At 71.5% G+C, this 14,937-nt stretch carries 13 protein-coding genes; 5 read left to right on the forward strand and 8 right to left on the reverse strand.

Features of this window, described 5'->3' with window-relative positions:
- Positions 1-17 precede the first annotated feature (17 nt).
- The 6 genes from fxsT to GA0070612_RS29625 all read right to left on the reverse strand — a co-directional run bounded on the left by fxsT (position 18) and on the right by GA0070612_RS29625 (position 9,185).
- A complete protein-coding gene (gene fxsT, locus GA0070612_RS29600) occupies positions 18-3,887 on the reverse strand; it encodes an FxSxx-COOH system tetratricopeptide repeat protein (protein WP_088990901.1) in 3,870 nt (1,289 codons plus the stop codon).
- Entirely contained in the window at positions 3,884-5,155 is a 1,272-nt protein-coding gene (locus tag GA0070612_RS29605; protein WP_088990902.1) for a TIR-like protein FxsC, read from the reverse strand. The genes fxsT and GA0070612_RS29605 overlap by 4 nt, the downstream gene beginning before the upstream one ends.
- Positions 5,152-5,811 carry a TIR-like protein FxsC gene (locus GA0070612_RS29610; protein ID WP_231924387.1) on the reverse strand — a complete coding sequence of 220 codons (660 nt, stop codon included), beginning with the start codon at positions 5,809-5,811 and terminating at the stop codon, positions 5,152-5,154. The genes GA0070612_RS29605 and GA0070612_RS29610 overlap by 4 nt, the downstream gene beginning before the upstream one ends.
- A 52-nt stretch (positions 5,812-5,863) precedes the next feature.
- Entirely contained in the window at positions 5,864-6,688 is an 825-nt protein-coding gene (locus GA0070612_RS29615) for an aminoglycoside N(3)-acetyltransferase (protein WP_231924388.1), read from the reverse strand.
- Positions 6,672-8,933 (reverse strand): FxsB family cyclophane-forming radical SAM/SPASM peptide maturase, encoded by a 2,262-nt coding sequence (locus GA0070612_RS29620; protein ID WP_231924389.1) that lies wholly within the window; start codon positions 8,931-8,933, stop codon positions 6,672-6,674. The genes GA0070612_RS29615 and GA0070612_RS29620 overlap by 17 nt, the downstream gene beginning before the upstream one ends.
- Before the next feature lie 63 nt (positions 8,934-8,996).
- Positions 8,997-9,185 (reverse strand): hypothetical protein, encoded by a 189-nt coding sequence (locus tag GA0070612_RS29625; protein WP_088990905.1) that lies wholly within the window; start codon positions 9,183-9,185, stop codon positions 8,997-8,999.
- 166 nt (positions 9,186-9,351) lie between these two features.
- Here GA0070612_RS29625 and GA0070612_RS29630 point away from each other — a divergent pair, with 166 nt between their 5' ends.
- A complete protein-coding gene (locus GA0070612_RS29630; protein ID WP_088990906.1) occupies positions 9,352-9,600 on the forward strand; it encodes a DUF2277 family protein in 249 nt (82 codons plus the stop codon).
- Positions 9,601-9,634: 34 nt separating this feature from the next.
- On the opposite strand, the gene GA0070612_RS29635 is transcribed toward GA0070612_RS29630, so the two are convergent.
- Positions 9,635-10,114 carry a hypothetical protein gene (locus GA0070612_RS29635; RefSeq protein WP_088990907.1) on the reverse strand — a complete coding sequence of 160 codons (480 nt, stop codon included), beginning with the start codon at positions 10,112-10,114 and terminating at the stop codon, positions 9,635-9,637.
- 248 nt (positions 10,115-10,362) lie between these two features.
- A complete protein-coding gene (selD, locus tag GA0070612_RS29640) occupies positions 10,363-11,352 on the reverse strand; it encodes a selenide, water dikinase SelD (protein ID WP_088990908.1) in 990 nt (329 codons plus the stop codon).
- 195 nt (positions 11,353-11,547) lie between these two features.
- Between selD and GA0070612_RS29645 the strand changes: the two genes are divergently transcribed.
- From GA0070612_RS29645 to GA0070612_RS29660, 4 genes are all read left to right on the forward strand, one after another.
- Positions 11,548-12,303, forward strand: a complete 756-nt coding sequence (locus tag GA0070612_RS29645) for an amino acid ABC transporter ATP-binding protein (protein ID WP_088990909.1) — start codon at positions 11,548-11,550, stop codon at positions 12,301-12,303.
- A 57-nt stretch (positions 12,304-12,360) separates the two neighbouring features.
- Positions 12,361-13,296: a glutamate ABC transporter substrate-binding protein gene (locus GA0070612_RS29650; protein WP_088990910.1), complete on the forward strand. Its 936-nt coding sequence runs from the start codon at positions 12,361-12,363 to the stop codon at positions 13,294-13,296.
- 80 nt (positions 13,297-13,376) lie between these two features.
- Positions 13,377-14,033: an amino acid ABC transporter permease gene (locus tag GA0070612_RS29655; RefSeq protein WP_088990911.1), complete on the forward strand. Its 657-nt coding sequence runs from the start codon at positions 13,377-13,379 to the stop codon at positions 14,031-14,033.
- A gap of 31 nt (positions 14,034-14,064) precedes the next feature.
- Complete coding sequence (locus tag GA0070612_RS29660; protein ID WP_088991857.1) at positions 14,065-14,937, forward strand: amino acid ABC transporter permease; 873 nt, start codon at positions 14,065-14,067, stop codon at positions 14,935-14,937.

The following is a 14,937-nucleotide window of genomic DNA, read 5'->3' on the forward strand; positions in this document are numbered from 1 at the left end:
ACCGCCGACCAGCCCGGTCAGATCGTGTGCGGGTCGATCACCCGGACCACGAACCGCCGCTCCCGCAGGGTCTGCACGGTCGGGTGCTCCAGGCCGATCACCTCGGCCAACCGGTCCGCCACGTCACCGACGTCCTCGCCCGCCGCCTCGCCACCGACCCGCCTCGACACCAGGGCGAGATCACCGAGACAGCGCAGCGTGTCCGGGTGCTCCGCGCCGATCACCGCGGCCAGACGACCGGCGGTCTCCCGCAGGCGGTCGCGGGCCACCTCCCACTCCCCCTCCTCGGCGAGGCACACCGCGTGGTTCACCTCCGCCGCGAGGGTGTGCGGGTGGTCGGGGCCGAGCACCTTGCGCAGCTCACCGGACGCCTGGGCGGCCGACGCGCGCGCGTCCGCCCTGCGCCCGACCGAACGCTCGGCGGCGGAGATGTTGCTCAACGTCGCCAACGTGTGCGGGTGCTCCGCGCCGAGGTGCAGTTGCTCCTCGTACGACTGCCGGACCGCTGTCATCTCGGTCAACGCCCGCGCACCGTCGCCGACGGCCAGCAGGTTCGCCGCCCGACTCGAACGGCACGCCACCGTGTCCGGGTTGTCCGGGCCGAACCGTTCGTCGAGCTCCCGGTAGGCCGTGTCGAACATCGGCGCGGCCTCCGCTCCCCGGCCGGCGCTGCGCAGTGACACCGCCAGGTTGACCTGCGCGGCGAGACTCTGGCCGTCATCCGGCCCGAGCACCTCGCAGTACGTCTCGTAGACGGTGCGCAGCAGGGTCACCGACCTCTCGTACTCGCCGGCCTCCCGCAGGTCGCTGCCCAGCCGCACCGCGGAGACGAGGGTGTACGGGTGGGTGGGGCCGAGCACCAGCCGCCGCCGTTGGTGCACCTCGTCGTCCCACCGGCGGGCGGCCCGGTGGTCGCCCACGAGGCGGTACGAGACGGCGAGGTTGTTGGCGGCGCTCAACGTCCGGGGGTGGTCCTCGCCGAACACCTGGAGCCAGGAGGCGTAGGTGGACCGGTCCCGTTCCAGGGCCTCGGCGTAGCGACCGAGCGCGCGCAGGTCGCCGCCGAGGCTGCCGGCGGTCATCAGGCTGTGCGGGTGCATCGCGCCCAGCAACCGACGTTGCTCGGCCAGCACCGCCTCGTCCAGGTCCCGGGCCTCCTCGAACCGGCCCAGGCTGCGCAGGATGTTCGCCCGGTTGAACCTCAGGTGCAGCAACTGCCGGCCCAACGCCGACGCCTCGGCCCCGTCCGGCGCGTCGGCGAGCCGCGCCGCCCAGGTGTCGTCGACCTCCTGGCTGAACACGTCGGCCTGGTTCAGACCACCGCGCTGCCACAGATAACGAACCCGGTCGATCAGCAGTTGACACACCGACTCGTCCGGGCAGGCCAGCGCCTCGGAGACCTCCAGGTGCGGCCAGAGCATGCGCAGCCGCGCCCAGGTGCCCGGGTCGTCCACGTCACCGCGCGGCCGGGACGCGGCAAGCACCAGGTGCACCTGGTGGCGGGCGGCGTCGATCTCGTCCTCGGTCATCCGGTCGCGGACCACCGCCTGCAACAACCGGTGCACCTGGACCCGGCCGCCCTGGACGTCGAGTTTGAGCAGTGCCAGCCGGTTGATCTGCTGGACCAGGGCACCGCGCACGAGCCGCTCCGACACCGACGGGTCGAACGGCACGAGGGCCGCCGCCATCTCGTCGCTGTAGATGAGTTCCAGCGAGATTTCGGGGGCCAGCACCGAGCAGAGCTGCAACAGCCGGTACGCGGCGGGCGCCTGATCGAGCAGCCGGTTCAGCGACAGGTCCCAGGTGGCCTCGACGGAGAGGGCGCTCGGGCCGTGCCGTTCGATCTGCCGCAGGTAGTCACCGACCGACGTGCCGGTGTCGGCGAGCCACGCGCCCGCCGCGGCCACCGCGATCGGCAGGTCACCGAGCGCCTCAGCCACCCGGTCGGCCTCCTCCGCGCTGATCGTGGGCACCCGCTGGGCGAGGTGCGCCACGCTCTCGGTGCGGTCGAAGACGTCCACCTGGATCGGGTTCGCCCGGTCACCCCAGGCGCGGTTGCGGGAGGTCAGCAGGACGTGCCCGGGCCCCTGCGGCAGGAAGGGCTCGATCTGGTCGAGTTCCTCGGCGTTGTCGAGCACGACCAGCCACCGCTCGTACGGCTCGCCCCGGCCGAGGACCTGAAGCACGGACCGGACCGTGTCCGGCAGGGTGGGCCCGGCCAGGATGCCGAGACGACTGGCGAGATCGGCCAGGGCGGTGTCGACGAACTGCGGCGGGTCCGCCACGATCCACCACACCACGTCGTACGCGGCCTTGAACCGGTGCACGTACTCCAACGCCACCTGTGTCTTGCCGACGCCGCCCATGCCCTGCAGGGCGACCGGCAGCACCACCGCGCTCCCCCCGCTCTGCAGTTGCGCGCGCAGTCGGGCCAGGTCGTCCTCCCGGCCGGTGAACCGGGCGTTCCGGTTGGGCGCGTTGAAGATCAACGGCTCGGCGCCGGGGAACCGGGTGCTGCCGCCCGCCGGGCCGTCCGCCGACGACGGCACCGGCCGGCCGACCAGCCGCAACACCCGCTCCACGGCGGTCGCCGCGCTCACGTTGACCAGGTTGGTGGAAGTCTGCGAGGGGAACTCCGCCAGCGGACGCAGGTCGGCGACGTACACGGCGAGAGCCGTGGAGCCGGTGCTCGTGTCGCGATCGGGCAGACCACCGGACGGCGTCGCCACGTAGGCCGGTGAGACCACTGTCAGCGTGCGCGGCGCCGGCGTGCCCGCCGACCCGACGGCGGCCGTGGGATCGACCACCCGCAGCCCTGCCGAGCTGAGCACCCGTTCCAGCCACTCGGCCCAGATGGCGTCCTCCGGCGCGCAGCGGAGCACGATCTGGTCGTCGATCGCCTCGGTGCGCCGGCGGAAACGGGCCTTGCCCCGCTCCCGTACCGACTCGTCCATCACCGGCAGCGCGGTCACCGCGCCGTCGGTGAGGATCCCGGTCAACGTCTCGAACGCGGCCAGCAGTGACGTCGGCGAGCCGGGCGGGTCACCGAACGTGGCGAGGGTCTCCTCGTACGCGTAGAACGGCCGGTACGGGACCTCGACCGCCGCCCAGTACCGCCGCCGTTCGGCCTCGGTCATGCCGGCGGGCAACCCGGCGAACCGGCGCATGGCCAGCAGACGCCCCGCCTCGGCCCGCTCCTTCTCGGCCTGGTCGACCCGCATCGGGACCGGCAGGACCCGGATGTCGCGCCGCCGGTACCGGTCCCGTACCGAGTGCGCCACCCTCGCCGCGCCGTCGATGCCCTGGTCGCTGAGGGTGAAGCAGTCGACCAGGGTGTCCGGCAGGTGCAGGGTGCAGATGTCGGCGACGTCGCTCAACCCCGTCCGGCTGTCGATCAGGGTGAAGTCGTACTGGCGCTTCATGTCCGCGCGCAGCGCCTCGAAGAACTGCGCGCCGCCCAGCCGGTTGTAGAAGTTGTCCCAGTCCAGCCCGCTCACCGAGACCGCGTAGTCGCTGTTCTGCCGGCCTGCGGAGAGGAAGTCGAGGCCACCGCCGTTCGGGAAGTTCCAGCGCAGCGAGAACGCGTGTCGACCGACCCGGGCGAACTGCTCCATCCAGCGGTCCGGTCGGTCGTCGACCCGGGTGGTCTCCCACTCGTAGTCGCGGATCATGTCGATCACACCGCTGGTGCCCTGGATCGCCTCGGCGTCGAGGAACGGGTGGAAGAAGCGGTGCAGGCCGGGCGATTCGAGATCCCAGTCGGCCACCAGCACCCGCCGGCCGCTGGCCGCCAGGATCCAGGCCACGTTGGCCAGCGCCATCGTCCGGCCCGTCCCACCCTTGAACGAGTAGAAGGTGACGACCTGGCCTTCGCGATCGTTGTTCATCGGTTATCTCCGTGGGGACGCAATGGAGCCGGTTCATCAGGCGGGGACGCGGGGTCGGTGGGAGCGGCCGGGCCGGTGGCGGACAGGCCGTCGCGCAGGCTGGGCACCGGCTCCGGCGGCGGTTCGAAGGGGACCACCGGGCCGTACTTGAGGAACTGACGGCGGGCCTCGGTGACCAGCGCCGGCATCAGGTCGACGAACTCCGGCACCGTGCACGCGCGCTTGACCTGGGGCAGACCGGCGTCGTGCAACAGTCGGGTGACCTCGGCCGCCCACCGGCTGGCGTCCTGGGTGTCGTCGTCGTCCGTGACCACCAGCGGCACGACCCACTCGCGCAGGCCGTGCAGCATGCGGGCAAGGACGTCCACCCCGCCCGGCGCCGCCGCGATCCACGGGTCGACCAGCAGCACGGCGGGCCGGCGACCGAGCAGCCCGGCGGCCTGCCCGAAGTCGGTCGTACGGGCCGACAGCCCGAGCCGCTCGGCGGTGCTGGCCGCGTACTCGGCGGCGGGCAGCTCCTGGCGACGCCCGTACGGCCGCCAGAGCCGGCCGCTGGCCGCGTAGCCGGTGGGGTCGCGGTCGGTCGGCAGATGGTCCCGGGTCGGGGCCAGCACGGCGACGACGAAGTCCGGGTCGGTCGTCCCCGGCCGGACGACCTCGTCCAGACCCGGGGCGCGGGACGGGCCCAGCGGCCGCCGCTCGGCGGTGTGCACGATCCGGCTGGCCAGGCGAGTCAGCAGAAGCTCGTACTGCTCCCGGTACGGGGCCAGCATGCAGAACGCGCGCAGGCCGTCCTCGGCGTACGCGGGGACGTCGCGGCCCAGGTCCAGGGCGCCCTCCAGCTCCGGATGGGTCTCCCACGGCGGGAACGGGATCCACAGCACCGGAACGAGGTGACCGGTCGTGCTCCGGGCCGACCCGGCGGCGGCCAGCCGGGCCCGGAAGGACTCCTGCTCCCCCAGCGCCCAGGGGCGGCTGAAGTAGCCGGGCGAGTAGAGCGGGACGAAGACCTCGGCGTCGCCGAGCGCCTCGGCGAGAGCGGCCTTCCAGTCGGCCCCCAGCGGGATCTGCTGGTCGAAGAAGCCGATCCGCATCCCCGCCACCGGTCGCGCCTGCCGACGCACCTCGTCAGTCAGGTCGGCGAAGAACTTGCCGACCCAGACGTCGGCGTCGGCGCGGGCACCCGGCGGTGGCGCCGAGTGCGCGTAGCTGAGGAAGAAGTACGTTCCTCGCGACGCCTGTCGACGCCGGTCCGCCGGCGGGCTCATCCCGGCTCCTCGGCGAACCTGTTGCACAGCTCGTCCACGCTCGCCGGCACCCAGGGCTCCACCAGGTACGACCGGTGGATGGCCACGATCCGCTGTGCGAGCCGCCAGACCACCGCCCGGTACGCGTTCTCCCACTGCATGGTCAGCAAGCCGTAGACCCCATCCCGCTGGTAGTGCACCGCGATGTCGGGATCCGGCATGGCGGTCGGGGTGAATCGTTGGATGTCGCGCAGCACCCGGGGCAGTGCCGTGCCGTTCGTCGGTGACCAGGTGACCGGCACGATCGCCGTCTCGTGCGGCGAGGCGGAGCTGTGCCGGGGGACGATCCGTCGGCGGGAGAACGCGTCCCACTCGCGACCGCACCACTCGCTGCCGAGCAGCGCGCTGGACACCAGCGGGACGAAGACCTGACAGGTGCCGGCGGCCTGGAGCAGCTCCGGGCTCCAGCGTTCACCACCGGCGATGGAGGTGTCCAGGAAGCCGGCGTCCACCCCGGTCACCGGGCCGACCAGCTCGCTGACGTGGACGGAGACGTCCTCGAAGAACCGGGAGACGTACTCGGCGGGCTTGCCGGTGGCCCGGCCGATCGGCGCTCGCGAGTAGCTGATGAAGAAGAGCGGGGCGCGCGACCCGGAGGGTGCGTCCACTGTGCTCACCGCTGCCCCTCCGCCCTCCTCACGCGGCCGGACCATCAGCGTAGTCCCCGCGTCAATGTCGCACCGCCAAGCGGTTCGCGGCGAACCAGCCGACCGCGAAGTCGACCGCGGCTCGTGCCGGCAGCAGACGAGCCTCGGCCCGACCGACCCGACCACGCTGGACGAACGACGTGTCGTCGAGGGCGGCGCCGACCTGGGGAAAATCGGTGTCGTCCAGGTCGAGCGCACGAAAGTCGAGCCGGACCCGACGCCCGTCGACGAGCCGGAAGCAGTGGTAGTCGCGTTCGGGCGGGGGCACCGGCAACCGGTACTCGGCCAGGTGCAGGACGCTGCACGCCTCGTAGCCCGCGCCGAGCAGCAGGATCTGCCCGTCGGCCGCGTACAGGTTGCCCACCGGTGACCGCTCCCCCAGGTGGCAGGTGAGGTCGTGGCCGTCGGTGAGCTGACGGGCCCGGGGTCCGAGCGCGGCGAACGAGGTCTGCGGGTGGTCGCTGCGCACCGCGCCTGGCGTGCGGCGGACGTACTCGGCGAGCGCCCCCATCCGCTGCGAGGGGGTGGTCCGGCGGTCCCAGCCGGGCAGCGCCGCCTCGTAGCGGTCGCGCTGCGCCCGGTCCATGCCGGCGACGGCCGCCAGGTGAGCCCGGGAGGTCGTCGAGTTGCCGTCGGTCTGGGTGGGCACCAGCAGCGTGCCGGCGGGGCCGAGGACGTCCCGAAGGGCCCCGGCGAGCGTCGCCGGGCCGCGCTCCAGTGGGCCCACCCGCCGCAGACCGCAGTGCACCACCAGGCACACACCCGGTCGGACCCCCAGCGCCCGCAGGTCGTCGGCCAGGCGGGGCCGCCCCAGAGTGGGCCACTGCCGCTCATCGGGACCCGACACGGGTCTCCTCCAGCGCCTGGCGCACCCGGTCGACGAACCGCTCACCAGCGGCGGTGAGCGATCGGCTGGCCAGCAGCGCGTCGACACCGGCCCGGGTCCACGCGAGGTAGCGGGCGGCGTGCTCCGACGCGGCCCCGCCCTCGGTCGCCGCCCGGGACCGCCACACCTGGGTGACGGCCAGGTGGGCGTACACCCCCTGGAGGACGCCCTCGGGTGGCCGCGGGTCGGGACGCCAGGGCACCCGGATCACCGTGCCCTGACCCGGCGCGACCAGGTCGTAGCGGTCGAGCACCGCGCCGAGCTTCACGTGCTGCCACTCGTGCACGAGCAACACCGCCATCGTCTCCGCGTCGGGGTGGGGGGTGACGGCGACCGCGCCGAACGCGTGCCGGGCGGTCGCGCTCCGCAGGGGCCGCTCCGGATCGGGCAGCAACGGCACGACGGCCCGCAGGCCGCCGTCGAGCGCCGCCCCGTGTGCCGGCACGTCGCGGTGCACGACCTTCCAGGCTTCGGCGAGGGTACGGCCCAACGCCCGCACCGCCCGGGCCGTGAGGCCAGGGGCGACCGACTGGCCGTAGCAGTCCCGGTACGGGTCGTCGTCCTCGATGAGCAGCCGCCCGCCGGGCACCAGCACGTCGGGTGTCGGTCGCCAACCGGTCGACGGCTCGCCCGGGTCGAGGTGGACCGTCCCGTCCGCCGAGCCACCCCGGACCCGGAAACCCCCCGACTGGACGGTCACCTCGGCGCTCTCGCCCAGACCGGGCAACACCAGACTGCCGAGTGTCGGCACCGTGATCACGTCGGGCCACACCGGAACGTCCACTGTGACGGCCACACCCGCCCGGACGGCGGCGGCGACGGCGAGGGCCGGCAGCGGGTCGGCAGCCGCGCCGACACCGGACCGGGTCGACGGGTCGAGGCGACGCACCAGCCGCGGACGGACGAACGGGTGTTCCAGGACCGCTCGGACCGCCGCCGGCGCCGTCCCCTCAAGGTGGGCGAGCACCTCCCAGGCGGCAGTGGGGCCGAACATCTCCCGGCAGGCGGTCAGCAACATCCGGGTGATGGCCACCTGGTCCTCGGCGAGCCGTCTGATCGTCTGCGGCGACCCGTGCCCGGTCGCCAGGTCGTCCAGCATCTCGTCGACCGGCGCGGGAACGGACCACTCGTGGGCGGACTCCGTAGCCGCGTCCACGCCCTCGATCAGGCGGAGCAGGTCGGCGCAGTAGACCGACGGGTTGTCGAAGCCGGAGCCGGTGCGCCAGCGGTGGGCGTACAGACCGCCACCGCACCGGTCGACCACCGGGCAGGCCCGGCACGTCGCGCAGAGCCCCTGCACGCCCGCCTGGCGGACGGCGACACCGGGGTGCCGGGCGGCCTCGTCCACCGAGTGGGCGAACACGTCGAACCCGGTGCCGGCCGCACCGTGGTACGCCGTCTTCAGCGAGTCGACCTGCTCCCAACTGCCGTCCGCCTCGACCACCAGCACGTCGGCCGGCGCGAGGCCGAACGCCTCGGTGCCCCCGCCGCCCGGCCGCAACGCCTCGAACAGCCGGAAGGACCCGGGGCGTCCGTCGTCCACCCACCTGCTGTGGACCCGCAGGAGCCAGTCCGCGTACGGGGTGCCGCCCGGGCCGGGCCGTCGCGGCGGGTCGTCCCAGGTGGCGTGTGGCAGCAGCAGGTCGACCCGGGGCGGGTTCTCGGCCACCAACGCCTCGTACACCCGGTCGGGGTCGTTGCGGACGTCGACTGTGCACAGGATGCCGGCGTAGCTGCCGCGGAACTCCGGCTGCCGGAGCAGGGCCAGGGCCCGCCGAACGTGCTCGTGGCTGCTGCCGCCGTGGGCGAAGACCCGGTGCCTGTCGTTCGCCGTGCGATCACCGTCGAACGACACACCGACCCGTACGCCGTACTCGACGAACAGTCGGCACAGGTCCTCGTCGAGCAGTACGCCGTTGGTCTGCATGCGCAGGTCGAGTCGCGTCCACGGGCTGATCGCCGCGCGCAGCTCGGCCAGCACCGCGCGCAGCCCGGCGGCACCGAGCAGCAGCGGTTCACCTCCGTGCAGCACCACGTGCACGGTCGGCAACCCGTGCTCGCGGGCGTGCTCGGCGATGCGCCGCGCGGCGGAACGGGCCGTGGCCGGCGCCATCCGCACCGGTCGGTCCCGCCAGGTCTGGTCGGCGTGCTGGTAGACGTAGCAGTGGTCGCAGCTGAGGTCGCACCGGCTGTGCACCTTCAGCACGAACTGGCTGATCCGCCGGCAGGCTCCATCCGCTCCGGGTGCACCGCACCGGCAGGTCATCGCTCAGATGGACGAGTTGAAGGCGGCGACGGCAACACTGCCGGACGCCGCGGACTGGCCCGCGACGACGCGCCTGCGGACCGCCTCGACCAGATCGGCGTGCTCGACGGCGATCCGCTCCAGCGGGGTGTGCAGACTGCGGGTGAGGTCATCCAGGTCGGGACGGGGTGATCGGGTGGGGGCGTGGTCCACAATGAGTCTCCGGGGGCCCGGGGCGCTGGGAGCGCGAGCGACGACAATGGCTCGAAAGGCTCTGGTCCGTGACCAGGATAGACAAATATCGACCAAGTGTCACCGTCGGTACAGTCGTCGACACCACGGGTGGCAGGTCGTCGGGCTCGACAGACGAGGAGCGCACATGTGCCGGAGCATCAAGACGCTGCGTGAGCCGTTCACCCCGCAGGTGACGGACGCGGACGTCGAGGCGGCGGCGTTGCAGTACGTCCGGAAGATCTCTGGCTTCCGGGCGCCCGCCGCGCACAACGCCGCCGCGTTCGACGCCGCGGTGGCCGCCGTGGCCGAGGCGACGCGCACCCTGCTCGACCAACTGGTGGTGCGGGGTGCCGGCTCGGGCACCCCGGACCGGCCAACCGCCGCGTCCCACTGACCGCCGGATCGCCCGGCCCGACCCCGCGACGAGGTCAGGCCGCGGCGAGCGCCGGGGCGATCGTGTCGGGCGCCCAGCGCGAGCGGTGACACTGCGACCATCCCCGGCAACCCGGGTCACCCAACGTGCAGAGCCGTTTCCGGGTGAGCACCTCACCGTCGTCGGTGTCCCGCACGTCGAAGTGCACCGGACGCACCGTGCCGTCCGGTGCCACGAGCAGGTGCCGACCCGCGTCGAGCGTGTCGTCGCGCAACAGGCAGTTGCGGCCCAGCAGTCGAGCGAGCGCGGCGATGCTGGCGTGCTCGGGGAGCCGCTCGGGCACCCCGTAGATGTCCACCACGGTCGCGAACTCGCCGGGCGCCTCCCAGACGTCGCACACCACCGCGTACGCCGGCAGCCGGGCCGGATCGGCCACCGCCAACGGCATCACCACCCGACCAATGGCCTCGGCCAGCGCCGGGTAGACCTGGACGGGTTGAGCCCCGTCGATTCTCCAGTTCCACAGCTCGGTCATTTCGCCTCCTCGCTGCGTTCGTCCCCACCGGCCTCCGAATCGGGCCTTACTGACGATGGTGGGGGGCATTTGACCCCAGCCGGGCGCAAGTTACCGGTCTGTGACCATTCCGGGCAAAATTTCCCTGAGCGGCATTGCTCGGAGTAGCGGGAAGGTGACAGTTTATCGGGTACGGTGCGACAGCCGCCCCACCGCCACCGCGTGTCCGCACGTTCCTCGCGGACTCCCGGCCAGGTGTTACGGATCAGTCAGCGCAGGACGACGAGGTGCTCGCCACGCGGCAGCAACTCGCCCACCACCGGAGCGCCGGGCACCTCACCGGCCACCAGCAGGCCGCCGGAGGTCTGCGCGTCGGCCAGCAGCAACCGCTCGTCCGCCCCGGCGGAGCCGAAATCCGTCCACGGCGTCACCCACGCCAGGTTGCGCCGGCTGCCGCCGCTGACGTAGCCGTCGCGCAACGCCTCCCGGGCACCCTCCAGGTACGGCACCCGCGCCGTGTCGATGGCCACCGTGAGCTGACTGGCCCGCGCCAACTTCGAGGCGTGCCCGAGCAGACCGAACCCGGTCACGTCGGTGCCGCACCGGATGCCGGCGGCCACCGCCGCGCGGGCGGCGTCCCGGTTGAGCGTGCTCATCGACGCCACCGCCTGCGGGAAGCTCTCACCGGTGTTCTTGTGCCGGGTGTTCAGCACACCCACCCCGAGCGGCTTCGTCAGCGACAACGGCAGGCCGGCACGCCCGGCGTCCAGGGTGATCAACTCTTCGGGCCGGACCGTGCCGGTGACCGCCAGCCCGTACTTCGGGCCGTCGTCGTCCACGCTGTGCCCGCCCGCCAGATGGCAGCCGGCCTCGCGCGCCACGTCCTGCCCGCCGCGCAGAACCTCGCCCGCCAACTCCATCGGCAGCACGTCGCGCGGCCAGCAGAGCAGGTTGAGCGCCACCAACGGGGTGCCGCCCATCGCGTACACGTCGGAGAGCGCGTTGGCCGCGGCGATCCGACCCCAGTCGTACGCGTCGTCGACCACGGGAGTGAAGAAGTCGGCGGTGCTGACCAGACCGGTCCGCTCGTCGAGGCGGACCACCGCCGCGTCGTCGCCGTGATCCAGCCCGACCAGCAACTCGGCGGTGCCGGTCGCCGGGCCGAGACCGGCCACCATGATCTCCAACTCGCCAGGAGGGATCTTGCAGGCGCAGCCACCGCCGCGGGCGTAACGCGTCAGCCGTACCGGTTCGGTCATTCCCTCATGATCTCGACAACGCGCCACGATCGCTACCGCTGCCACCCAGACAGTGACCGAAATCGGACCCGCGACGGCGATCGCGACCGGTGTTACCGCTCCGTGACCCGCTGAGTTGCGTTCCGCCACATCAGGCCGCCTACAGTGGCCGCACCGGGGGTCAACCGACCCCGATCCGGGAGACGACAGGGGACGGTGGACGACGTGACGACGGGCGAACCGCTCATCGTGCTGGACGCGGTCAACAAGTGGTTCGGGCCGCTGCACGTGCTGGACGACGTCTCGCTGTCGGTGGGTCGGGGCGAGGTGGTCGTGGTGATCGGCCCGTCCGGCTCCGGCAAGTCGACGCTGTGCCGCACCATCAACCGACTGGAGCCGATCAACTCCGGCACCATCACCTTCGACGGCCAGCCACTGCCGGCCGAGGGCAAGCCCCTCGCCAAGCTGCGCAGCGAGGTGGGGATGGTCTTCCAGTCCTTCAACCTCTTCGCGCACAAGACCATCCTGGAGAACGTCACCCTCGGCCCGATCAGGGTCCGCAAGGAGAAGCCGGCCGCCGCCCGTGAGCGCGGCCTGGCCCTGCTCGACCGGGTCGGCATCGCCAACCAGGCGGACAAGTTCCCGGCCCAACTCTCCGGCGGGCAGCAGCAGCGGGTGGCCATCGCCCGGGCGCTGGCCATGCAGCCCAAGGCGATGCTCTTCGACGAGCCCACCAGCGCCCTGGACCCGGAGATGGTGGGCGAGGTGCTGGACGTGATGACCTCGCTGGCCGGCGACGGCATGACGATGGTCGTGGTCACGCACGAGATGGGCTTCGCGCGGCACGCCGCCAACCGGGTCATCTTCATGGCCGACGGCAAGCTCGTCGAGGACGCCTCCCCGGCGGAGTTCTTCGAGAACCCGCGCAGCGACCGGGCGAAGGACTTCCTCTCCAAAATCCTCACGCACTAGGCGTCCGTAGTGGAGCGTGCCGCACCTCGGTGGGCTCCGTTGAAGAAGGAGAAGAGTATGCGTATGAAGCGCGTGGCGGCGGTCGCCATGATGGCCTCCCTCGCCCTGTCGGCCGCCGCGTGCGGCAAGGAGGGTGAGCCGACCCCGAGCGCGGGCGGCAGCGCCTCCGGTGCCGCCCAGTCGGACACCTGCAAGAGCTCCGGCGCGACCTTCACCCCGAAGACCGACGCCGCCATCGCCGGCAGCCCGACCTTCGAGAAGATCAAGACCGCCGGCAAGGTCTCCGTCGGGGTCAAGTTCGACCAGCCGAACCTCGGCTACAAGGACGCCCAGGGCAAGCGGTGCGGCTTCGACATCGAGATCGCCCAGTACGTGGCGAGCACGCTGGGCATCGACCCGGCGAAGATCGAGTACAAGGAGATCGCGTCGGCCAACCGGGAGACCGCGATCAAGGGTGGTGAGGTCGACTACTACGTCGGCACCTACTCGATCACCGACAAGCGCAAGAACGACATCTCCTTCGCCGGCCCGTACTTCGTTGCCGGGCAGGACCTGCTGGTCCGCAAGGACGAGACGTCGATCACCGGCAAGGACACCCTCAAGGGCAAGAAGGTCTGCTCGGCCACCGGCTCGACGCCGATCCAGAAGGTCCGGGACGAGGGTCTGACCGAGGCGAACAACATCGTCGAGTTCAAGACCTACTCGGAGTGCGTCTCGCAGCTGCTCGACAAGAAGGTCGACGCCGTCACCACCGACGACGCGATCCTCAAGGGCTACGCGGCGCAGAGCCCGAGCGAGCTGAAGGTGGTCGGCCAGCCGTTCAGCACCGAGAAGTACGGCATCGGCCTGCCCAAGGACGACAAGGCCCTGCGCGACTACGTCAACAACCAGATCGAGGCGTCGTTCGGCAACGGCACCTGGCAGAAGATCTACGACGGCACGCTCGGTCTGTCCGGCTCGGCCGGCACCCCGCCCACCCTCGAGCGGTACTGATTCAACCGGCTCGACACGAGTGGTGACGCCGGACGGGGCTCATCCCCGTCCGGCGTCCGTCCGAGGACTGAGAGCGAGGCATGGGCGAGTTCTTCCGCGTACTGACGGACAACGGGCAACTGTTCGTCGACGGGTTCACCAACACCGTCAAACTTTTCCTGATCGCCGCGGTCGGCAGCCTCGTCCTCGGCATGCTGCTCGGCGCGATGCGGGTCTCCCCCGTGCCGGCGCTGCGCGCGTTCGGCGCCACGTACGTCAACCTGGTGCGCAACACCCCGCTGACGCTGGTCTTCGCGTTCCTCGTGTTCGCGGTGCCGAAGCTGGACGTCAACATCGACTACTTCGCCAGCGCCACCATCGCGCTGACCGTCTACACCTCCGCCTTCGTGTGTGAGGTGATCCGCTCCGGCGTGAACACGGTCGCCGCCGGTCAGGCCGAGGCAGCCCGCGCGCTCGGCATGACCTTCAGTCAGGTGCTCACGCTCATCGTGCTGCCGCAGGCGTTGCGAGCGATGGTCCCACCGATGGTGAGCGTGTTCATCGCGATGCTGAAGAACACCACCATCGCCGCCGGTTTTTCGGTGCTGGAGGCCGGCGCGATCCCCGCGTACATGGCTGAGCGAGGCGAGCCGCAGTTCGCCGTCCTGCTCTGGATCACCATCGGCTTCCTGATCCTGATCCTGCCGCTGGTGGCGTTGCAGCGGTTCCTGGAGCGCAAGTGGAGGGTGGCCCGATGAACGGGCTGGTCGCGAACGGAAGGTGGCCGAGTTGAGCCAGGCGTCGATCCTCTACGACCTGCCCGGGCCCCGCGCCAAACGGCGCAACGCGATCCTGGGGATCGCCTCCACCGCCGGCATCATCGCGCTACTCGCCTACATCGGCTACAAGTTCGCCGACACAGGTCAGTTCGAGGCCCGCAAGTGGGAGCAGTTCCAGTACGCCTCGGTGCAACGCGAGTTGCTCGGTGGGCTCTGGGCGACGCTGAAGGCCGCCGGCATCGCCGCGGTCTTGGCGCTGCTGTTCGGCGCGGTGTTCGCCAGTGCCCGACTGAGCGACAAGTGGATCCTGCGTACCCCGGCGACCTTCGTCGTGGAGCTGTTCCGGGCGATCCCCCTACTCATCCTGATCTTCTTCGGCTACTACGTGCCGCTGCAGTACGGCTGGTCGATCGACAAGCTGTGGGCGCTGGTCATCGGCCTCATGCTCTACAACGGCTCGGTGCTCGCGGAGATCTTCCGGGCCGGCATCAACGCCGTCCCGTACGGGCAGACCGAGGGCGCCTACGCGGTCGGCATGCGCAAGAACCAGGTGCTGCGGCTGATCCTGCTGCCGCAGGCGGTGCGGTCGATGCTCCCGGCGATCGTCAGCCAGCTCGTCGTGCTGCTCAAGGACACCGCGCTGGGCTTCATCATCACGTACCCCGAACTGCTCTTCGTGGGTAAGCAGATCGGCGGCCGCCTGCCGTTCGGGCTGCCGTACGTGCCGACGTACCTGATCGTGGCGGCGATCTACATCGCCATCTGCGGTGCGCTGTCGGTCCTGGCCTGGTGGCTGCAGAAGCGAATGGGCCGGACGCCGCGGACGGCAGCGAAGGTGCTGCCCGCCCAGGACGTTGGCGATGCCGCCGGCCGGATGATCTGA

Source organism: Micromonospora chokoriensis, assembly GCF_900091505.1.
Lineage (GTDB): Bacteria > Actinomycetota > Actinomycetes > Mycobacteriales > Micromonosporaceae > Micromonospora > Micromonospora chokoriensis.

What these genes read in the sequence shown, in the direction of transcription:
- GA0070612_RS29635 (WP_088990907.1), bottom strand. Translation starts at nt 10,114, where the DNA reads ATGACCGAGCTGTGGAACTGGAGAATCGACGGGGCTCAACCCGTCCAG.
- GA0070612_RS29630 (WP_088990906.1), top strand. Translation starts at nt 9,352, where the DNA reads ATGTGCCGGAGCATCAAGACGCTGCGTGAGCCGTTCACCCCGCAGGTG.
- GA0070612_RS29655 (WP_088990911.1), top strand. Translation starts at nt 13,377, where the DNA reads ATGGGCGAGTTCTTCCGCGTACTGACGGACAACGGGCAACTGTTCGTC.
- GA0070612_RS29605 (WP_088990902.1), bottom strand. Translation starts at nt 5,155, where the DNA reads ATGAGCCCGCCGGCGGACCGGCGTCGACAGGCGTCGCGAGGAACGTAC.
- GA0070612_RS29650 (WP_088990910.1), top strand. Translation starts at nt 12,361, where the DNA reads ATGCGTATGAAGCGCGTGGCGGCGGTCGCCATGATGGCCTCCCTCGCC.
- fxsT (WP_088990901.1), bottom strand. Translation starts at nt 3,887, where the DNA reads ATGAACAACGATCGCGAAGGCCAGGTCGTCACCTTCTACTCGTTCAAG.
- selD (WP_088990908.1), bottom strand. Translation starts at nt 11,352, where the DNA reads ATGACCGAACCGGTACGGCTGACGCGTTACGCCCGCGGCGGTGGCTGC.